Annotated in this window: 14 protein-coding genes; 10 read left to right on the top strand and 4 right to left on the bottom strand. The window is 64.5% G+C overall.

The features are described 5' to 3' along the window. Positions 1-32: 32 nt before the first annotated feature. From GM79_RS10370 to GM79_RS10355, 4 genes are all read left to right on the top strand, one after another. Positions 33-3,164: an amidohydrolase family protein gene (locus tag GM79_RS10370; RefSeq protein ID WP_035563294.1), complete on the top strand. Its 3,132-nt coding sequence runs from the start codon at positions 33-35 to the stop codon at positions 3,162-3,164. Between the two features lie 157 nt (positions 3,165-3,321). Beyond that, positions 3,322-4,641: an amidohydrolase family protein gene (locus GM79_RS10365; RefSeq protein WP_035563291.1), complete on the top strand. Its 1,320-nt coding sequence runs from the start codon at positions 3,322-3,324 to the stop codon at positions 4,639-4,641. Positions 4,642-4,977: 336 nt separating this feature from the next. After that, entirely contained in the window at positions 4,978-7,008 is a 2,031-nt protein-coding gene (locus GM79_RS10360; RefSeq protein WP_035563289.1) for an RICIN domain-containing protein, read from the top strand. 134 nt (positions 7,009-7,142) lie between these two features. Continuing rightward, the gene (locus GM79_RS10355; protein WP_051718745.1) at positions 7,143-8,054 is read left to right on the top strand and encodes a DUF6929 family protein; all 912 of its coding nucleotides are present in this window, start codon (positions 7,143-7,145) and stop codon (positions 8,052-8,054) included. Between the two features lie 25 nt (positions 8,055-8,079). Here GM79_RS10355 and GM79_RS10350 read toward each other — a convergent pair whose 3' ends face one another. From GM79_RS10350 to GM79_RS10340, 4 genes are all read right to left on the bottom strand, one after another. Further along, positions 8,080-9,168 (bottom strand): lactonase family protein, encoded by a 1,089-nt coding sequence (locus GM79_RS10350; protein ID WP_161787158.1) that lies wholly within the window; start codon positions 9,166-9,168, stop codon positions 8,080-8,082. Positions 9,169-9,636: 468 nt separating this feature from the next. Continuing rightward, complete coding sequence (locus GM79_RS25435; protein WP_161787157.1) at positions 9,637-9,858, bottom strand: hypothetical protein; 222 nt, start codon at positions 9,856-9,858, stop codon at positions 9,637-9,639. 245 nt (positions 9,859-10,103) lie between these two features. Then, the gene (locus tag GM79_RS10345; protein ID WP_035563287.1) at positions 10,104-10,592 is read right to left on the bottom strand and encodes a hypothetical protein; all 489 of its coding nucleotides are present in this window, start codon (positions 10,590-10,592) and stop codon (positions 10,104-10,106) included. A 188-nt stretch (positions 10,593-10,780) separates the two neighbouring features. Next, positions 10,781-11,506, bottom strand: a complete 726-nt coding sequence (locus GM79_RS10340) for a GAF domain-containing protein (RefSeq protein WP_035563285.1) — start codon at positions 11,504-11,506, stop codon at positions 10,781-10,783. 705 nt (positions 11,507-12,211) lie between these two features. Here GM79_RS10340 and GM79_RS22945 point away from each other — a divergent pair. The 6 genes from GM79_RS22945 (at position 12,212) to GM79_RS10310 (ending at position 20,669) form a co-directional block, all read left to right on the top strand. After that, on the top strand, positions 12,212-15,487 hold the full coding sequence (locus GM79_RS22945; RefSeq protein WP_051718743.1) for a PAS domain-containing protein: 3,276 nt from the start codon (positions 12,212-12,214) through the stop codon (positions 15,485-15,487). A gap of 113 nt (positions 15,488-15,600) precedes the next feature. Then, entirely contained in the window at positions 15,601-16,032 is a 432-nt protein-coding gene (locus GM79_RS10330; protein ID WP_035563283.1) for a response regulator, read from the top strand. A 381-nt stretch (positions 16,033-16,413) separates the two neighbouring features. Continuing rightward, complete coding sequence (locus GM79_RS10325; protein ID WP_035563280.1) at positions 16,414-17,037, top strand: TetR/AcrR family transcriptional regulator; 624 nt, start codon at positions 16,414-16,416, stop codon at positions 17,035-17,037. Between the two features lie 77 nt (positions 17,038-17,114). Continuing rightward, positions 17,115-18,464 (top strand): TolC family protein, encoded by a 1,350-nt coding sequence (locus GM79_RS10320; RefSeq protein ID WP_161787156.1) that lies wholly within the window; start codon positions 17,115-17,117, stop codon positions 18,462-18,464. Positions 18,465-18,525: 61 nt separating this feature from the next. Then, complete coding sequence (locus GM79_RS10315) at positions 18,526-19,611, top strand: efflux RND transporter periplasmic adaptor subunit (protein WP_035563332.1); 1,086 nt, start codon at positions 18,526-18,528, stop codon at positions 19,609-19,611. Positions 19,612-19,856: 245 nt separating this feature from the next. Next, positions 19,857-20,669 (top strand): IS5 family transposase, encoded by an 813-nt coding sequence (locus GM79_RS10310; RefSeq protein WP_051718731.1) that lies wholly within the window; start codon positions 19,857-19,859, stop codon positions 20,667-20,669. Positions 20,670-20,674 lie beyond the last annotated feature (5 nt).

The following is a 20,674-nucleotide window of genomic DNA, read 5'->3' as shown; positions in this document are numbered from 1 at the left end:
AGCCGGTCTGGCTTGCAATAGTCTGTTTTTATATGGCGAAAATTTCCTCAGAAATGGCCCTGGTGGCCGTGCTACTAGCCGCGGCCGGCGCCGCCCAGGCCCAACCCGGTACCTACCCGCGCAACGGCGTGGCCGACCAGCGGCCCGGCACGTTTGCCTTCACCCACGCCACGCTCTACACAGATTACCAAACCCAAATCAGCGACGCCACGCTGCTGGTGCAGGACGGCAAGGTGGTGGCGGCCGGCCCGGCGGGCAGCGTGAAAATTCCGGCCGGCGCCGTGGTGCAGGACCTGCGCGGCAAGTTCATCTACCCCGGCTTTGTGGACGTGTACACCAGCTACGGCGTGCCCGAGATGAAGCCGGCCGAGCGCCAGGGCCGGCGCAATGGCCCGCAGTTTGAGAGCCAGAAACCCGGCGCCTACAACTGGAACCAGGCCATTCATCCGGAGGTGAACGCGGCCGAGCAGTTCAAAATCAACAGCGAGCAGGCCGCCGCCTACCGCGCCCTGGGCTTCGGCGCCGTGCTCACCCAGCAGGCCGATGGCATCATGCGCGGCACGGGCGCCCTGGTGAGCCTGAACACCAACCGCCGCGAAAACGAGGTGATGCTGCTGGAAAAAGCGGCTACCGGGCTTTCCTTCGATAAAGGCAGCAGCACCCAGGACTACCCTGGCTCGCTCATGGGCAGCATCGCCCTACTCCGCCAAACTTACCTCGACGCGCAGTGGAACCAGCGCAACCCGCGCCGCGAGCAGAACCTCTCGCTCCAGGCCCTGACGCAGCAAAAAGCCCTGCCGGCTATTTTCCAGGTCAGCGACAAGCTTTCGGCGCTGCGGGCGGATAAGGTGGGCGACGAGGCCGGCCAGCAGTACATCATCAAGGGTCGGGGCGATGAATACCAGCGCCTCAACGACCTGAAAAGCACCGGCGCTACTTTCGTGCTGGCCCTCAACTTCCCCGATGCCTACAACGTGGAGGACGTGTACGACGCGCTGCGCATTCCGCTCGAAGACCTGAAGCACTGGGAGCTGGCGCCCGCCAACGCCGCCCGCCTCAGCCAGGCCGGCGTGCCGTTTGTGCTCACGGCAGCCGACCTCAAGGACAAAAAGAAGTTTTTGCCCAACCTGCGCAAAGCTGTGCAGTACGGCCTGAGCGAAACCGCCGCTCTGCGCGCCCTCACCGATACGCCCGCCCGCCTGCTGCGCGCCCAGAACCGCATCGGCGCCCTCCGGCCCGGCATGGAAGCCAACTTTATCGTGTGCTCGGCCCGCCTGCTGGCCGACGACAACGTGCTGCTCGACAACTGGGTGCAGGGCGAACGCTACCAGCTGAGCACCGTGCCGGCCGACTACCGGGGCGTGTACAGCCTCAAAATCGGGGAGCAGCCCGAAGGCCGGTTCCTGATTCAGGGCAAGCCCGAAGCGCCGGAGCTGAAAATCGTGCCCACCGCCGGCGATACCATCAAAGGCAGCGTGACCGTAACCAGTGACCTCGCCACGATAGTATTTAACCCCAAAGACAAGGCCGGAAAAGGGAAAAAGGAAGCCGGCAACAAAACGCCCGTTAACTCAACCCCTAACCCTCAAAACTCAACCCTCCCCGAAGGTGCCGTGCGTTTAAGCGGCTACTACACGCAGGAGGGCCGGGTGTTTCAGGGCGATGGCCTGCTGGCCAATGGCACGCCCGTGAAGTGGCGCGCCGTGCGTCTGGAAGCGGCCAGCCGCGCCGCCAAGCGCGATTCGGCCAAGGTGACGCCGCCGCCGGTGCTGGGCAGTGTTATTTTCCCCTTCGCCGCCTACGGCCGGGCCGAAATCCCCGGCCAGCAAACCACCCTCATCAAAAACGCTACGGTGTGGACCAGCGAGGCCGCCGGCAAGCTGGAGAATACCGATGTGCTGCTGGTGAACGGTAAAATCTCGAGAATCGGCAAGAACCTGGCGCTGCCCAAGGGCGGCCGCAGCATCGACGGTACCGGCAAACACCTCTCGCCGGGCATTATCGACGAGCACTCACACATTGCCGTGGGCGGGGGCGTGAACGAGGGCACCCAGGCCGTGACCAGCGAGGTGCGCATCGGCGACGTGGTGGACAACGAGGACGTGGGCATCTACCGCGACCTGGCCGGCGGGGTGGTGGCCGCGCAGCTGCTGCACGGCTCGGCCAACCCCATCGGCGGGCAGTCGGCGCTGGTGAAAATGCGCTGGGGCGCCACGCCCGAAGCCATGCAGATTGCGGGCGCGCCGGGCTTCATCAAGTTTGCCCTGGGCGAAAACGTGAAGCAAAGCAACTGGGGCGAGCTGAACGTGCTGCGCTTCCCGCAAACCCGCATGGGCACCGAGCAGGTGTTCGTGGACGCCTTCACCCGCGCCAGGGAATACGAAAAGGAAATGGCCGCTTACAACAAGCTCGGTAAAAGCAAGCAGCAGAAAGCCGAAGGCCCGCGCCGCGACCTGGAGCTGGACGCCCTGGTCGAAATCCTGAACCGCCAGCGCTTCATTACCTGCCACAGCTACGTGCAGAGCGAAATCAACATGCTGCTGGACGTGGCTGACCGGCTGGGTTTCCAGGTAAACACTTTCACCCATATTCTGGAAGGCTACAAGGTGGCCGACAAAATGAAGGCCCACGGCGTGAACGCCAGCACGTTTTCGGATTGGTGGGCTTATAAGAACGAGGTGCGCGACGCCATTCCCTACAATGCCGCCATCATGACGCGGGCCGGGCTGAACGTGGCCATCAACTCCGACGACGCCGAAATGAGCCGCCGCCTCAACCAGGAAGCCGCCAAAACCGTGAAATACGGCGGCCTGAGCGAGGAAGAAGCCCTGCGCCTCATTACCATCAACCCGGCCAAAATGCTGCATCTCGATGCCAGCATGGGTTCCATCAAGGAAGGCAAGGACGCCGACGTGGTGCTCTGGAACGACAACCCGCTCAGCATCTACGCCAAGCCCGAATACACGTTTGTGGACGGCCGCGAGCTATTCAGCCTGACCGCCGATGCCGCCCTGCGCGCCGGTATGCAGCAGGAGCGGCAGCGCATTGTGCAAGCCATGCTGGCGGCCAAAAAGGGCGGCGCCCCCACGCAGGCCGCCGCTGGCAAAGCGCAGGGCCTGTGGCACTGCGACACCCTGGGCCAGGAAAAAGAAACCGCGCAGTAGGGGCACCACACTGCGCCGGGCACACCGCTCAGCACCCCGTCACAGTGCAATTTGCCTTCCGGCCGCCTTCAAGCCGCCTTCCGTACACCTTCCGTACACCTACCCCCTCATAACCCCGCCTCCAGACACTGGCTGGTTTGGTCGAAAAATCATATTTATGCCTTTCTTCTCGCTTCGTTGCCTGGCCTTGCTGCTCCCTTCCCTCGCCGCCGCCAGCGCCGCCCTGGCCCAAGTGCCCGCGCCCGCTCCGGCGCAATCCCGGCCGGTGCTCATCACGGGCGCCACGCTGCACGTGGGCAACGGCACTGTGGTGCCCAATGCCGCGGTGGCGTTCGACAAAGGCCGCCTGACCTACGCCGGCCCCGCCGCCGGGTTCACGGCCGACCGGGCCGGCTACGAAACCATTGAGGCCGCCGGGCAGGAAGTATATCCGGGGCTGATAGTGCCCAATACCACCCTGGGCCTCACGGAGGTAGAAGCCATCCGGGCCACCGTGGACGAGGAGGAAGTGGGCCTGCTGAACCCCCACGTGCGGGCCCTCATCGCCTACAACACCGATTCGGACGTGCTGCCCACCGTACGTACCAATGGCGTGCTGCTGGCCCAGCCCACTCCGCGCGGCCGCCTGCTGAGCGGCCAAAGCAGCGTGGTGCAGCTCGATGCCTGGAACTGGGAAGATGCCGTGGTGCGCGCCGACGAAGGCCAGCACCTGACCTGGCCCGCCATGGTGTTCCGCCTCAGCCCCAACGACGATGCCGCCGTGCTGGACCGCCGCCAGAAAGCCCGCGAAACCCAGCTGCGCGACCTGGAACAGCTTTTTGGCCAGGCCAGCGCCTACCGCCAGCTGCCCGCCGGCCGCCCCGAAAACCTGCTGCTGGCTTCGCTGGCCGGGGTTTTCGACGGTACGAAAACCCTGTACCTGCACGCCGACTACGGCAAGGAAATCATCGAGTCGGTCCGGTTTGCCCGGCGCATGGGCGCGCAGAAAATAGCCGTAGTCGGCGCCCGCGATGCCTGGATGGTGCTCGACTTCCTGAAGCAGAACGACGTGAGCGTGGTGGTATCGCGCATTCACGCCCTGCCCCGCCGCGACGCCGACGACTACGACCAGCCCTACAAGCTGCCCGCGCAGCTACAGGCCGCCGGCATCCGTTTCTGCCTCGATTACCAGGGCGACCAGGAAACGGCCGGCTCGCGCAACCTGGCGTTTGTGGCCGGCACCGCCGTCGCCTTCGGCCTCACCAAAGAGCAGGCCCTGACGGCCGTTACCCTCACCACCGCCCAGATTATGGGCATCGACAAAGACTACGGCACGCTGGAAGCCGGCAAAAGCGCCACCCTCGTCCTCAGCAAGGGCGACCTACTCGACATGCGCACCAACGCCGTCTCACGGGCCTTTATCGACGGCCGCAACATCTCGCTCGAAAACAAGCAGACGTATCTGGCGAAGAAGTTTCGGAGCAAATACGGGCAGTAGGGGGATTGCAGTTTGGTTGTGTGGTCGTGCCCAGGCGTTGACCTCACCCCCTCTCCGCAGGGGAGGGGGGACTAGAATTATTCCTAAGAAATTAGCAATCAAGAATTAAGGCTAAAAGCTAGTCCCCCCTCTTTTTTGGAGAGGGGGCTAGGGGGTGAGGTTGACGCCTGAATCGCCGCAACCCGCAGCGCCCGTGCTGCGTCATGCTAATTCTGCGAGGAGGCGCAAGGTATTGCGCCTCTTTTGCGTTATCACGGCGCCGGATGCCTTTCGCCTTTCCCGCCGTTCTTTTGCACCGTTCACCCACGCGCGCTTGCTTTTTGCGCGCCCCCACTGATGTTCCGACTGCTTTCGCTGTTTTTGCTGCTACCTTTTTTTGCCCAAGCCCAAGATTCTTTCGTGCCCGATGAACGGGCTTATTATGGATTGATTAACCGCGGCAGCGGCCGGAGCTTGGATATAACTAGCGCCAGTATCGCCAGCGGGGCAGCGGCCGTGCAGTGGGAGTTCACGCACGCGCCCAGTCAGCAATGGCGCTTTGTGCCCCTGCGGGCGGGCAGCGAGTATTACCGCATTGAGGCGCGCCATAGCACCCAGTGCCTCACTGTGGGCAAGGCCGGCGAAGGCATGGCCCTGGTGCAGCGCCCGTTTCAGGGCAGCGCCGAGCAGCAGTGGCGGCTAGTGCCGGCTGGCCCGGCCGGCAGCTACCAGCTCGAAAACAAGAGTGAGGCCCGTTGTGCCGCGCTGGCCGCAGCCGACAAGTTCAATGGCACGCCGGTGGTGGCCCAGAAGGGCAATGGCCGGGCCAGCCAGCAGTGGCGCCTGTTTCTGCTGCGCCTCAATGTGCTGGAGGGGCCGTCGCCTTTTGGCCCGCCGCAGCCGCTGGCCGGCCCGGTGAACTCGCCGGGCAACGAGGTGAACCCACTGCTGAGCCCGGATGGCAACTCGCTGTATTTTGCACGCACTAAGTTTGCGGGCAACACCGAAGGCAACACCGATTCGGGCGACGCCTGGCTGAGCCGGAGCGCCGACCAGGGCCAGACCTGGGGCCCGCCCACCCGGCTGGACGCCATCAACACGCCCCAGAATAACGAGGTGGTGGCCGTGGCTGGAGCCGAGGGCCAGACGCTGTACCTGCGGGGAACCTACGACGGCGCCACCTCGCGCGACGAGGGCCTGAGCCGGGCCAGCCGCACGGCCGCCACCGCCGGCCCCACCAAAAACTTCAAGCCGGAGCCCGTTAAAGTCGCCAGTTACTACACTGCCGTGCCGGGCTCGGGGTTTTTTATTTCGCAGGATGAGCAAATCGTGCTGCTCTCGCTGGAGCGCGGCGACTCGGAAGGCGGCAATGACATCTACCTGAGCCGGCCCGACGGGAACCGGGGCTACTCCGAGCCCAAAAGCCTGGGGCCGGTGCTGAATTCACCGGGCTTCGACTTCGCCCCTTGGCTGACTCCCGATGGTAAAACCCTGTATTTCGCCTCCTACGGCCACATGGGCTACGGCTCGGCCGATATTTTTGTGAGCCAGCGCCTCGACGACAGCTGGACTCGTTGGAGCGAGCCCCGTAACCTCGGTCCGGCTCTGAACGGCCCCGGCTTCAACGCCTACCTGAGCCTGACGCCCGATGGCAAAACGGCCTATTATACGTCGTCGCCCACGGCCAACGCCACCAAGGACATCTGGCGCACTGGCCGCGCCGTGCCGGCCGATTCGTTGCCTGCTGCACCCGTGGCCGTGGTTACCGAAAACTCGCCCCGCGCCTTTGTAACTGGCCGCGTGCTCGATGCCCGCACCAAACAGCCGGTGCCGGGCGCCGTGGTGAAAGCCGTGCTGCAGGCCAACGCGGCAGGTATCCAGTTCAACGCCACCAGCCGGGCCGACAACACGGGTGGCTACCAGATGTCGCTGCTGCCGGGCAAATATTATCTCTCGGCCACCGGGGGCGGCTTCCTGACGGTGGGCGACACGCTGATTGCCAGCGGCTCGCCGCGCCGCGACTTGCTGCTGCTGCCCGCGGCCGTGGGCGCCAAAATCGATTTGCCCAGCATCATCTTCGCGCAGGGCAAGGCCGGCCTGTTGGGCTCATCGTACACCGAGCTCAACCGCCTGGCCATTGCCCTGCAAGCCAGCTCGGCCACCGAAGTCCGCCTCGAAGGCCATACCGACAACGTGGGTCCGGCCGACAAAAACCAGCAGCTCTCCGAAGACCGGGTGACCGAGGTGAAGCGCTACCTCGTGGGCCGCGGCGTCGATGAAAACCGCATCAGCACCGTGGGTTTCGGGGGCACGAAGCCCAAGTTTTCAAACGCCCGCGAAGAAACCCGCCGCCTCAACCGCCGCGTGGAGCTGGTGATAGTGAAGTAGCCAAAAAAGCAACTAATCTACTGATAATTTGAAGTTTATCGCGATTCTTGTTGCGTATTACGAACAGCTTGCATGTCAATGAGCAAAAAGCTAACAGCTACCAGCCAGAAGCTAATGGCTAAACCCCCGACCCGATGACTGCCACCATCCGCTCGGAAAAACCCATTCCCGGCCTGCCTTCCGCTTCGGGAATCGAACTGATTGGCCCCGTGGCCTACGTCATCAGCGACGACGCGCCATTTTTGTACCTGCTCGACGCGGCTACACTGGCCGTATTGGCGCAGGTGCGGCTGTTCGAGAGCACGGAGTTTGGCACCGGCCGCATCCCTAAAATCAGCAAGCCCGACCTCGAAGCCCTCACGGCGCTCACCTGGCCCAGCGGGCAGGCGGGGGTGCTGGCGCTGGGCTCGGGCAGCACGCCGGCGCGGGAAGCCGGCTGGTTCGTGCCCGTGTCGGGCGGCACGCCGCTGCGGGTAAATCTGGCGCCATTGTACGAACTGTTACGGGCGCGGCTGCCCGCAGGCGCGGTGCTCAATATTGAAGCCGCCGCCACCAACGCGGCCGAGCTGCTGCTGTTTCAGCGGACTGTGGGGCAGGTGGAAGGCGCGCTGCTGTTCCGGTTGCCTTTGGCCGACTGCCTGCGGTTTCTGGTCGGCGGGAGCAAAGTGCCCGTGGTGCCGGCCCCGCAACATTTTCCAGTGCCCTACATTAACAACCGGGCGGCCGGATTTTCGGGCGCCACTTTCGTACAGGAGCGGCTATTTGTAACGGCTTCCGTGGAGGATACCGAGGATGCGGTGCTCGACGGGGCCGTGCTGGGCTCGTTTGTGGGCGTGGTGGAAGGGGCCGAACCACGGGCGACGTTTGTGCGACTGGCCTGGCCCGACGGCCGCCCGTACCGGGGCAAAGTGGAGGGCATTGCCGTGCGCCGCACCTTGGGCCCCCGGCATTGGGAAGTCCTGCTCGTGACCGACGATGACGCCGGCGGCAGCACGGCCGTAGTCGCCGAAATCAATGCCAGCGAACAGCCAACGGGAACAAAATAGCAGTCCGCAGAATGCCGTGTTTGCCTTACCTGGTAAAGTCCTTCACCACCTGCAGAAACATCGGCGAGGGTACTTCTGCCGACTGGCCGGTGGGCGTGAGCTGACCGGTTTCGGCATCGACGCGGAACGTGACGATGCTATTGGAATTCTGATTGGCAACCAGCAGCAGGCGGCCCGAGGGGTCGAGGGTGAAATTGCGGGGCGTTTTGCCTTGCGTATCCACGTCCTGAACCGGCGTCAGGGTGCCGGTGCCAGCATCAATGCTGAACACGGCGATGCTGTTGTGGCCGCGGTTGGAGGCGTACAAAAACCGGCCATTGGGCGACACGTGCACGTCGGCACAGGAGTTGGCTTCCGCGTAGCCCGCCGGCAGCGTCGATAAGGTTTGACGCTCGCTAAACTGCCCGGCGGCGGCGGCATAATCCAGCGCCGTAATCGTGGAGTTCAGCTCGTTGATGAGGTAGGCCCGCTTGCCGTTGGGGTGGAAGGTGAGGTGGCGCGGCCCCGCGCCCGGCCGGGCCACGAAAGCGGGCGTCGCCGTTTGCGTGAGCTGGCCCTTGGCCGCGTTCAACTGGTAACGATACACCCGGTCGGTGCCCAGGTCCACGGCAAAGGCATAGGCGTTGGTGGGGTCGGCCACGATGCAGTGAGCGTGCGCGGCGTTCTGGTTGGGGTGTGGGCCGGTGCCCTCGTGCTGGCCGGTCGCGGCCGGGGGCGCGAGTTGGCCGTTGGCCAGCACCGGTAGCAAACTCACATTGCCACCAACATAATTGGCTACCAGCACCGCTTTGCCGCTACCGTCGAGGCTGATGTAGCAGGGCGAGCTGCCGGCCGAAGGCTGCTCATTGAGCAGGGTGAGGCCGCCGGTGCGCTGGTCCACGGCGTAGGAACGGACGCTGCCGCTCTTCGCCCCCTGAAACGTCTGGGTTTCATTCACGGCGTACAAAAAACGCCGGTCCTCTGCCATAGCCAAGTACGTGGGGCTGGCCCCGCCGCGCTGAGCGCTCACCCGCGTAAGGACGCCGGTGGGGGAGAGGCGGTACAGGAAAATCGTGTTTTCTGCGGCAGAATTCACGTTTGTGCCCACATACAGCAGCTGTTCTTGAGCTGCCAAACCCGTAGCGGGCCGCGCGCAGCCACCTAACGAGACTGCCACTACCAGGCTAATGCCCCAGCTCAGGCGTTGGCTATAGAGCAGTGGAAAAGGAAAGAACATAGCGAGCACAGCATTTGGGAGTTGAGCTACAAAAGTGCAAGAAACAGAATGTATTCGGGAGCCATGAACAGCAGCAGGCCCCACAAACGGCCTCTGTTACCAGAAAACGAGCTTGTGGGGCCTTCAGAATTTAAATTGTCGTACCCGGAGCCGGGACAATACTACATTGCTAATAAGCCACGCAAGTATTTGTTATTAAGTTCATTAAATAAAATATTAAAAATCGGTTGTGGCGCAGGCAATGCCGATTTCCCGCGCTTTCCTCCCCCTCACTACGAAAACTCCAGCATGTATAATCCCAGGGGATGGACGGTTGGGTTTCGGTGAAGGATTCTGGGATTATTACGCCACTCGGCACAGACAAATTCATGGGGTGCGAGCCATTTGAGCATTTTGAGGCGCTTGGTGAACAGATAGACCTGCAAAATGCAAGTGCGTATCCAGTGCTTCGGCCGTCTCGTAGTGATAAACCTTGACCGTGGTCGCTTTGAGTGTGCGGTTCAGGCGCTCGACCTGCCCGGTAAGTAGGAGGGCATACGAGTCATACCCATCCGGCAGGAAGCCTGGGGTAAAGAGGGTTTTGTTCACGACCCCTCCGGCATCCTGTGGCACATCGGCGAGCTCAGCAACGGGCAGTAGGTTTCCCGCCGCCCTTCATCACCGCCACGCTGGCTGAAGCGGTGCATTGGTCCCGCCTTTAAGCAGGACCAGTAACACGGTTACCCCTCAAACATAACACGAGCGGACCAGCTGGCCCGCTCGTGTTGGTTTGCGCCATCCTTGCCTGAGTGGCTATCCCTGGTATCCCCCGGTCCACTGCCCAGCGCCCCGGCCTATTGCGTATCGGCCGGGTGCAGGTGCTGGTAGAGCAGCTGCGCGGCGGCCGTGAGCAGGGGCTGGTCGCTGGTGCGCTCCTGGCAGCGCTGCAGGTCGTAGTGGCACAGCGTGCCGAAGGCCTTGCCCTCCCGGTCGCGCACGAGCGCGCCGCAGTAGGAAATCACCGGCGTGTCGATGCCCAGCGCCTGTGGGTCCACGGCGGCGTCCAGAATTTGTACCGGGGCCTCGGTGCGGCCCACCAGCGAGCAATACGTGGCGGCCATCGGTGCGTCGGCTCCCTGCCGCACCTCGGGCATTTTCCGGTCAAACAGCACCTCGCTGCGCAGCATGTCCCCGTCGAAACGCCACAGGCCGGTGTAGCGGTGGGGCGTGCGCTGATTAAGGTAGCCCAGGGCCGCGTGCGCGCCCTGCTGGTTCAGCAGCGTGGTAAATTCGGTTATTTCGGTCTGCATTGTGTTTGCTGCGTCCAGCGTCGTGTTATTCATCGTGGTCAGAAAAAGAGGTAGTGCGCCGCCGGATACCCAAAGTAACTGCCGGCCGCCGGGTCAGCGGGCCACGTGCCGGAATTATGCAACCGTAACCAGCCGAACCAGGCTCAGTGCTGATTGTTTACGGGATGCTGGTTGCTCACCCGGCCCGGTGCGCTCCGAGCGGCCGCGTGGTTCGGCTCGGCTCACTGCTTGCTGTTCGAAATGTGGGCATTGAGCAGGTCCTGCAGGTCGTGCAGGCGGCTTTCCACCTGGCCCAGAAATGCGGTCGGTACGGGTACCATGCTCCCATTGCGGGCATTGAGGTAGCGCACCAGCGCGTTGAGGGCCCCGATTTCCTCGTGCAGCTCGGCGCTCAGGTGCACCCATTGGGCATCGCCGCCCGTCGGGTGGGCGCGGCATTGGCTGCGCACAGCCAGCGTTTGGCTAACCAGCCCCGCGAGCAGCTCCAGAATGCGCTGCTCGTCCGCCGTGAAGGGGCGGGGCTCGTAGTTGACCAGGCACAGCGTACCGAGCGGACGTTGGTCGGGCAGCCGCAACAGGGCTCCGGCATAAAAGCGCACGTGGTTTTGAGCCGCCACTCGCAGCACCTCGGCCGGAATAGGGGGGTGTTGCTCCAGCAGCACGTCGTGGTACACCACGGCCCGGCCCAGCGCGATGGCCGTGGAGCACAGCACCTCTGCGCGCGGCTGCCGGATGTGGGCGGGCATCCCCACCGTGGCCGGGTAGTGCACGTCGGTGTCCTCCACCACCGATAGCAGGGAGATTGGCACCTGAAACAGGCGTGCGGCCAGGGCGACGAATTCTTCGAACACGGGCTCGGCCAGGGCAGCCAGTACCTCAAAGGCGCGTAGCGCCGCGAGCCGGGCAGCTTCGTCGTCGGGCCGGGCAGCTGGGAGAAGGTTTGCCATGCGGGCAGAAAGCACTAGATAGGGAGTAACGGGCGCAAGATAGTCACCCAAAAACGCTCCCCATGTAGCTTGCGTCGGGCCGTTGCAATAAAGCCGAAACCTAAACGAGCAGACCACCCGGCCCGCTCGTTTGGGTTTCCTTCAACCGCTCAAAAATGTGGCTGGTTCTTGAATTCCGGCTAGCCTCTACCTCATCGTATCCCCGCATCGGTCGCCTCCCCCTGTTTTCACTTCGAATCAAAGCCCCCACGGCTCCAAGCCTGCCAGGGGCCGGGGTCCCGCTGGCCTAACGGGCCGATTCGGGAGTGCGCAGTACGCGCACCGCCCGTGCGTGGGGGGCTGTTCCGCAATCCGGTCTTGCGGGGCAATGCTTGGCCCAATCGGGCACGCCGCCTGGTCGTGCCAGGCATCGGATAGCCCCATACCGCGCATCGGGACTTATCGGCGGGGAGCAAGGGTGAGGTGAAATGCCGCTAGTAGTCAGCCTACTACCAATAGAATGGTTTCGCTTAGGTTATCAGGTTGCTGCTTAGGCCACTGGCCGCTCCGGCAGCTTCCGGCCGCTGCGGTTTCGTCGTTAGTAATAGGGTCGTTGAAAGCCGGGTCGTTGCCCAGCAGTAGCGGATGCTATCTTCGCCCATTCGCCGCCCGGCTCGTGCCCCTGGCCGCCTTCTTCCCGGTTGCCCGTGGCCCCTGCTGCTTCCCATGAAAACTGACCCCGCCGACATCCTGTTTGCCGACCCGGCTACCCTGCTGCGCGAGCTGCTGGCTGTCTCGCCCAGCCCCGTCCACCTGCTGCGGCCCCGCTTCGGCCCGGACGGCCCCGCGCTGGTCGACTTTGCCGTGGCGTACCTCAACCCCGCCGCCCAGCGCCGCACGGGTCTGCCCGAGCGTCCCAACATTAGCGCCCGCGCCCACTTCCCCGAAATCCTCACCAACGGGGTTTTCGACTTCTACCGGCGCGTGTACGAGACGGGCGAAGCGGGGCGCTATGAATTAATTCCCCCGGCCGACGGCCTCGCCAACGACTCCTGCCTGGCCGCCCGCCGGGCCGGCGACCTACTCGTGGTCAGCTTTTCCGATACTGCCGACCACGACCGCCCCGCCGCCGAGCAGGCCCTGCGCCAGAGTCAGGCCGCCGAGCGGGCCGCCCGCGCCGAGGCCGAGGTCCAGCGCCTGCGCCTGCTCAACCTCTTTGCCCAGGCCCCCGTGCTCATGGCCCAGCTCCGCGGCCCCAACCATTTCGTGGCGCTGGCCAATCCCGGCTACGAAGGCGTTTTTGGCCACCGCGGCATCCAGGGGCGCCCCTACCGCGAGGCCGCCCCCGAGCTCGTGGCGCAGGGCTTTTTCGACCTGCTCGACCGCGTGTACCAGACCGGCGAAACGTTCTCGGCCACCGAAGCGCCCGTGTACGTGGAGCACGCTAACACCGGTACCCGGCAGCTGCACTACTACAACTTCATCTACCAGGCCACCCGCGACGCGGCCGGGGCCATCGACGGCATCCTCGTCGTGGCCACCGATGTTACCGAGCCGGTGCTGAGCCGCCAGCAGCTCGAAGCGCAGGAGCGCCACACCGCCCAGCTCAACCAGGAGCTGGAGGCCCGCGTGCAGGCCCGCACCCAGGAAGCCGAGGCCACCGTCCAGCGCCTGCAGCGCGTCACCGAAAGCCTGCCCAGCACCACCTTCACCACCGACGCGGCCGGGCAGGTGCTCTACATCAGCCCCCAGTGGCACGCCTACACCGGCATGGCCCCCGGCACCCCCATCAACGAGGTCTGGCCCACGCTGATTCACCCCGACGACCTGCCCGCCATTGCCCGCGAGTTTGGCGCGGCCCTGGCCGAGGGCCGCCCGTGGGGCTACGAGTTCCGGCTGCGCGGGGCCGACGGCCACTACCGCTGGTTTGCCAGCCAGGGCGTGCCCGAGCCGCTGGCCGCCGCCGAAGCCGCCGGCCGGTCCCGCCAGTGGTTTGGCTCCAACCTCGACATCCACGCCCTCAAGCAGGCCCAGCAGCAGCTCGAAGAAAAAGACCAGCTGCTGACCAGCATCCTTTCCTCCATCCCGGCCAGCGTGGCCACCTTCAAAGGCGAGGACTTGCGCTTCGGCTTTTTCAACGACATGTTTCAGCGCTCGGGGCAGGGCCGGGCCGTTCTCGGCCGCCCGGCGGGCGAGGTGTTTCCCGAAGCGGAAGCACAAGGCTTCCTTCCGCTGTTGCGCGAGGTGCTGCACACCGGCGAGCCCTTCCAGGCGCAGGAAGTAAATGCCCACAGCAGCGACCCGCGCACGGGGCAGCAGCAGGAAATGTACCTGGACATGGCCTACCTGCCCCTGCGCCACGGCTCGGAGCCACCCAACGCCGTGCTGGTCTTCAACGTCGACGTGACGGACCGGGTGCGCGCCCGCCAACGGGCCGAGGCCGCCCAGGCCAGATTGCTGGCCGCCGCCGAGCAGGCCGTTGCCCAGCAGGCGGCCTTCCACCGGGTGTTCGAGCAAACGCCGGCCGGCATCGCGCTGCTGCGCGAGCCCGACCACCGCTTCGAGTACGCCAACCCCGCCTACCAGGCCCTGTTTCCCGACCGGCCCCTGCTCGGGCGCCCCATGGCCGAGGTATTTCCCGAAACGGCGGAGCAGGGCTACCTGGCCCTGCTCGACCAGGTGTACCAGACCAGCGAAACGTACTTCGGCCGGGAGGTGAAATTCACGGCCGCGCCGGCCGCCGGGCAGCCGCCCCAGGACACGTACTACGACATCACCTACCAGGCCATCCGCGAGGACGACCGGACGGTGGGTATTTCCATCTTCGCCTTCGACGTGACCGAGCGGGTGCGCGCCCGCCGGGAGCGCGAAATCCAGCGCCAGCAGCTGGAAAGCCTCTTCCGCGAGGCCCCGGCCGCCATTGCCATCCTCGGCGGACCCGACTTCGTGTACGAGCTGGTGAACCCGGTTTACGTCAACCTGCTTCCCGGCCGGGCGCTGCTCGGCCGCCCCATCGCCGAGGTCATCCCCGAGCTGGCCGGCACCGGCGTGGTCGAAACCTTCGAGCAGGTGTACCGAACCGGCCTTACGAATGAGGAGAAAAGTATCCTGGTTGCCCTCCTGAATCCCGCCACCGGCCAGTTCGAAGACCGGTACTTCAACTACGTCCAGCAAGCCCGCCGCGATGCCCAGGGCCGCATCGACGGCATCCTGTTGTTCGCCTTTGAAGTCACCGAGCAGGTGCAGGGCCGCCAGCAGGCCCTGGCCCTGGCCACCGAGCTATCCAGCGCCAACCAGCAGCTGGTGCGCACCAACGTCGACCTCGATAACTTCGTCTACACCGCCTCCCACGACCTCAAAGCCCCCATCGCCAACCTCGACGGCCTGCTGGCCCTGCTGCGCCAGGAGCTGCCTGCAGACGTGGCCCAGGCCCCTTACGTGGCCCCCACGCTCGCCCACATGCGCGACGCCGTGGAGCGCTTCAAGCGCACCATCGACCAGCTCACCGACGTGGCCAAGCTCCAGAAAGAGCACGATTCCGACCTGGTCCCCGTCGACCTGGCCGCCGTGATTGAGGACGTGCGCCAGGACCTGGCCCCGCTCCTGAAGGAGACCAACGCCCAGCTCACGGTGGCCGTCACCAATTTCCCGGCCATTCTCTTCTCCGAGAAAAACCTGCGCTCCGTCGTCTACAACCTGCTCAGCAACGCCCTCAAGTACCGCCACCCCGACCGCCGCCCCCACGTCGACGTGCAGGCCCACGTGCGGGCCGACTACACGGTGCTCGAAGTCCACGACAACGGCCTGGGCCTGGAGGCGGCCCAGCTGCCCAGGCTCTTCGGCATGTTCCAGCGCTTTCACTCCCACGTCGAGGGCACCGGCATCGGCCTGTTCATGGTCAAGCGCATGGTCGAGAATGCCGGGGGCCGCATCGAGGTGCACAGCCAGCCGGGGGCCGGCACCACCTTTTTCGTTTACCTGCCCCACGCTCCAACTGCCTGATTAGTTGCTAGTTATCGGTTGTTCGTTTTTGGGTTGTTACGAAAGCAGTATGAACAATCTGACAAGCGGCAACTAATACCTGACAACCAATAACTAACAACTGACAACTATACATGGCCGCCATTTCCTGCATCCTGCTCGTCGACGACGACGATACCACCAACTTCCTTAACCAGGCCCTGCTCCGGCGCATGGCCGTCACCGACCAGGTGCTCGTCGCCCTCGACGGCCAGCAGGCCCTCGACCTGCTGGACACCCACTGCGAGGAGCCCACTTCGCCCACCTGCCCGGCCCTGATTCTGCTCGACATGAAAATGCCGCGCATGAACGGCATCGAATTCCTGCAAGCCTACGCCCAGCGCCCCGCCGCCCAGAACCCGGCCGTCGTCATCATCATGCTCACCACCTCCCTCAACCCCGCCGACGTGGCCCGGATGCAAAACCTGCCCATCGCCGGCTACCTCACCAAGCCCCTCAGCCAGGAGAAAATCAGCCAGCTGCTGGCCGAGCACTTCGGCCAATCCACGGAAGGGAATCAACAGTAGCCGCTACCGGCCAAACGAGACGAGCAGACCCGATGGCCCGCGCGTTTTATGCGTAGGTATGCCTTCAAAATCGGTGTTCCGCACTTTGCTGCCAGGGATAGCACAAGGAAGCTGCTTAGAAAGCAGCCAGAACTTATCACCATAACGCTCTTTTGAGTTTCTTCAGGCTAACAGACAGTAGGGCGGGCCCGAAACGAGCCACAGTAGATAATAAGGAAAGGGCTGGAGACCGGCTTGAAGTAGCAGCTTCGTTCGCCGAGGTTTGTTGAAAAGCCTACTGTTCGGGCTTATTGCACTCACGCTCCAGGGCCGGCAAATATTGATTGGTAAATCTGAACACCGTTCAGTATATTTGCTCCGTAAACAATACAAAATTGCCTTGTGGGGATAGCTGAACGCAAAGAGCGCGACAAGACCGAACGCCGCCAGTCCATTCTGGACGCGGCGCAGCACCTGTTCATTGAGCAGGGCTTCGAGAAAGTGAGCATGCGCAACATTGCCGATGCTATTGAATACAGTCCGGCCACCATCTACCTCTACTTTAAGGACAAAAACGAACTGCTGTTTGCGCTGCAAAACCAGGCGTTTGGGCGGCTGGCGCAGGAGTTCGAATCCGTGTTTGAGATTGAGCACCCCGCCGAGCGGCTCAGCGCCATTGGGCACAAGTACCTCACTTTTGCCTTCGCCCACCCCGAGCTGTTCCAGCTGATGTTCGTCATGAACGGGCCGATGGAGGCCGTAAAGGCCCGAGGCGAAGCCCAGCCCTGGGCCAGCGGCCGGGCGGCCTTCGACCGCGTGGTGCGGGCCATGCAGGCCGGCATCGACGCGGGCGTATTTCGCCACGCCGATGCCGAAGTGGCCGCCCTGCTTGTCTGGGCCCAGGTGCACGGCCTGGCCACCATTTACCTGAGCAACCGGGCGATGATATTTTCCGAAGAACGCCGCCAGACCATTATCGAGGAGGCGATGAACCTCTTCAACCAGGTGCTACACCACGGCCTTTGACTTTTTTTGCCCGTATTATGAACACTGTAATGTTTCCTACCATCGGTAATGTAAGCTGGCTTGCTGGGGTCTTTTGCGTGGCAGGTACTGTACTCCTCACCGTCCCCGCGCAAGCCCAGCGGCCCAACCGCACCCTGCAAGCCTACGTGGAAACGGGTTTAGCCCAGAATGTCGCCCTTCGCCGCGAGGCCATTGCCGTGGCCAGCGCCGGGCAGCGGGTGCGGCAGGCCGGCGGCCTCTACCAGCCCCAGGTGCAGCTGGGCGCGTCCTACACGCTGGCCAACGGCGGGCGCACCATCAACATCCCGGCCGGCGACCTGGTGAACCCAGCCTACCGCGCCCTGAACGCGCTGACGGGCACCAGCCAGTTTCCGCAGGTGGCCAACGTGGCCGAGCAGCTGCTGCCCAACAACTTCCAGGAAACCAAGCTGCGCATTATTCAGCCGCTGTTCAACACCGACATCTACTTCAACTACAAGGCCCAAAAGGAGCTACTTTCGGCCCAGCAGGCACGGCAGGCAGCGTACCGCAACACCCTGCGCCACCAGATTGAGGTGGCCTACTACCAGTACCTGCAAGCCGGCGCAGCTGTGGCCGTGTACCGCACCACGGCCGGTACGCTCACGGAGCTGCTGCGCGTGAACCAGGCGCGCCTGGCCGCCGGCATCACGACCAACGACGCCGTGTACAACACCAAAGCCCAGCTGGCCGGCAACCAGCGCGACCTGACCACCGCCGCCAACCGCCGCCAACTGGCCCGCACTAGTTTCAACTACCTGCTTAACCGTCCCCTCGACGACAGCATCGCGGTGGAGGAGCCCGCCGGCACTACGCTGGCCACCGCGCCGGGGGCCACCCTGACCACCTACCGCACGGTTTCCCTGACTCAGCGGCCCGAGCTGGAGCAGTTGGCCCGCGCCGAAGCGGCCAGTGCCCTGGGCCTGCGCCAGCGCCGCGCGGCCCGGCTGTACCCGCAGCTCAACTGGGTGACGGACCTGGGCTATCAGGGCTTCGGCTACCGCTTCGACGTGCCCCAGCAGCGGTTTCAGTTTATGCAGTTTGCCCTGAGCTGGGACTTGTTCCGGGGCGGCATCAAGCGCGGCGACGAGCAGCTGGCGCGTTTGGCCCTGGACGACGTGCAGGCCCAGCGTGCCGACCTCATCAACCAGCTTCAATTGCAGGTGACCCAGGCCTTCAACAACCTCGCATCGGCCCGCGAGGCCAGTACGGCGGCCGCCGCCGCCCAGCTCAACGCCGAAAAAAGCTACGCCATCGTGCGCCGCCGCTACGTCGAGGGCCAGGCCATCGTGCTCGAGCTGCTCGACGCCACCACCCGCCAGACCACGGCCCAGCTCGCCCGCACCATTGCCGGCTACGACGTCTTCATCCGCGAAGCCGAATTGCGGCAGGCCCTGGCCGAACAGTAGAAGAAGAACCGCTGACCGGATAATGCAGCAAGCCAACCACCACCAGAAAAGCCGTTTTAACATGCGTAAGCACCCACTTTTTCTTCGTACCCTAGTCGGCTCGGGACTGGCCCTCGGGCTACTCGCCGGCTGCCAGCAGGCCCAACCTGCCGAAGCCAGCAGCACCCCGGCTGCGGCGACGGCCACCGACAACGTGGCCGTAACTCTGGCCCCGGTGCAACGCCAGGCCCTGGCCCGGCCTATCGAAGCGGCGGGCCAGCTCAGCAGCGAAACCGAAGCCCGGCTCTCCTTCAAAACCGGCGGCATCGTGCGCCGCGTGCTGGTGGAGGAGGGCGACTACGTGCGCCAGGGCCAGCTGCTGGCCGCCCTCGACCTAACCGAAATAAGCGCCCAAGTAAGCCAGGCCGACCAGGCCCAGGCCAAAGCCCGGCGCGACGTGGAACGCTTCGGCCGGCTGCTGGCCGACTCGGCGGCCCCGCTCGAAGCGGTGCAGAACCTGCGCACGGCCTACGCCGTGGCCCGGGAGCAGGCCCGCATTGCCCGCTTCAACCAGCAGTTTTCCGAAATCCATGCCCCGGTGGCCGGGCGCATCGTGCGCAAGCTGCTCAACGAAGGCGAGCTGGCCGCGCCCGGCACCCCGGCCTTTTTCATGAACGCCACCAAAGGCCCCGGCACCTGGACCCTGAAAGCTGCCGTGGCCGACAAGGACTGGGCTCGCCTGCAGGTGGGCGACGCCGCCGAAGTACGCCTCGATGCCTACCCCGACCGCCTGTTCCGGGGCCGGGTAAGCCGCCGCGCCGCCGGGGCCGACCCGGCCAGCGGCACCTGGCAAATCGACGTGCGCGTGGACGCCCAGCCCGGCGCGCCACTGGCCACCGGCTTGTTTGCCCGCGCCACGCTGCGCCCCCGCCAGCAAGCCACCTACCACATCGTACCGGCCGATGCGCTGGTCGAAGGCGAGGGCGACGACGCCTTTGTGTTCGCGCCCGTGGGCCGGGGCGCGGGTAAGGTTCGCAAGCTGCCGGTCAAGGTGGCCTTCCTCGATGGCAGCCGGGTGTACGTACGCGCCGGCCTTGATTCGGTACCGCAAGTAGTGGCCGGCGGCGCGGGCTTTCTGACGGAGTACTCCACGATTCAGGTGCGGTGATTGGTTGGTAATCAAGCCCACAGGCCGTCATGCCGAGCGCAGCCGAGGCATCTCGCGTGGGGTAGTAACCCAATTGAAACAACGATTCGAGCGAGATGCCTCGGCTGCGCTCGGCATGACCGTTCATTTTGCACTTAGAGCCTATCCGGAAAATAAGGAAGTTGTAGCCGAGCGCGAGAATTTTGGGGTTACCACACCTAACAAATTTCCCGTTGCGCCCGACTACAACCGAATACGAAGCTACCATACACGCCGATTTTTTGCCTTCTCCCGCACTCTGGGCCGCCGCTGAACCGCTGCTGCCGGAGCCGGCCAGCGGCCCTGGTAAGCGCGGCCGGCCGGCCGCCTGTAACCGCCAAATGTTTTTTGCCATCTACTATATTTTGGTTACGGGGATGCAGTGGAAGGCCTTGCCGCGGTGCTTGGGGGCAACCTCCACGGTCCATGACCGGTTCCAGCAGTGGGCCCAGGCTGGCGTTTTTAAGCGGCTTTGGACCAGCGGCTTGGTGCAGTTACAGGCCGAAGGCCGCCTGGATTGGGACTGGCAGTGTCTGGATGCCTGCCAGACCAAGGCCCCGCTTGGCGGCGAGGCCGTCGGCCCCAACCCGACGGACCGGGGCAAGGGCGGCGTCAAACGCCACGTGCTGACCGAGGCTCAGGGCTTGCCCGTCGGCGTGGCCGTGACCGGAGCCAACGTCCACGAAGTGACGCAAGTACAGGCCGTACTCGATTCGATGCCCGTGCTGCCCCCACCGGCCGAAGGCGATTTCGCCCCCGGTTTCTGCGCCGACAAGGGCTACGACGCCGAGGCCATTCGGCGCCTACTGGCCCAGTGGGGCTACCGGGTGCACATCCTGAGCCGGGGAGAGGAAGCCGACAAATGCCGCACCCCCGGCTACCGCGCCCGTCGCTGGGTCGTCGAGCGCACCCACGCCTGGTTCCACCGTTTCCGCCGCCTGCTCATCCGCTGGGAAAAGAAAGTCGCCAACTACGAAGCCCTCCTCCACCTGGCTTGCGCAAACACCGTCTGGCGACACTCCCTCCTATTTTTCGGATAGGCTCT

Origin of the sequence: Hymenobacter sp. IS2118 (assembly GCF_000715495.1) — a bacterium.
Lineage (GTDB): Bacteria > Bacteroidota > Bacteroidia > Cytophagales > Hymenobacteraceae > Hymenobacter.
The sequence above is the reverse complement of the archived record's forward strand: the minus strand, read 5'-3'. Positions and strand labels throughout refer to the sequence as shown.

Bases quoted from the DNA above. Each gene is read 5' to 3' on its own strand.
- GM79_RS10370 (WP_035563294.1), top strand. From the start codon at position 33: ATGGCGAAAATTTCCTCAGAAATGGCCCTGGTGGCCGTGCTACTAGCC.
- GM79_RS10365 (WP_035563291.1), top strand. From the start codon at position 3,322: ATGCCTTTCTTCTCGCTTCGTTGCCTGGCCTTGCTGCTCCCTTCCCTC.
- GM79_RS10360 (WP_035563289.1), top strand. From the start codon at position 4,978: ATGTTCCGACTGCTTTCGCTGTTTTTGCTGCTACCTTTTTTTGCCCAA.
- GM79_RS10355 (WP_051718745.1), top strand. From the start codon at position 7,143: ATGACTGCCACCATCCGCTCGGAAAAACCCATTCCCGGCCTGCCTTCC.
- GM79_RS10345 (WP_035563287.1), bottom strand. From the start codon at position 10,592: ATGAATAACACGACGCTGGACGCAGCAAACACAATGCAGACCGAAATA.
- GM79_RS10340 (WP_035563285.1), bottom strand. From the start codon at position 11,506: ATGGCAAACCTTCTCCCAGCTGCCCGGCCCGACGACGAAGCTGCCCGG.
- GM79_RS22945 (WP_051718743.1), top strand. From the start codon at position 12,212: ATGAAAACTGACCCCGCCGACATCCTGTTTGCCGACCCGGCTACCCTG.
- GM79_RS10330 (WP_035563283.1), top strand. From the start codon at position 15,601: ATGGCCGCCATTTCCTGCATCCTGCTCGTCGACGACGACGATACCACC.
- GM79_RS10315 (WP_035563332.1), top strand. From the start codon at position 18,526: ATGCGTAAGCACCCACTTTTTCTTCGTACCCTAGTCGGCTCGGGACTG.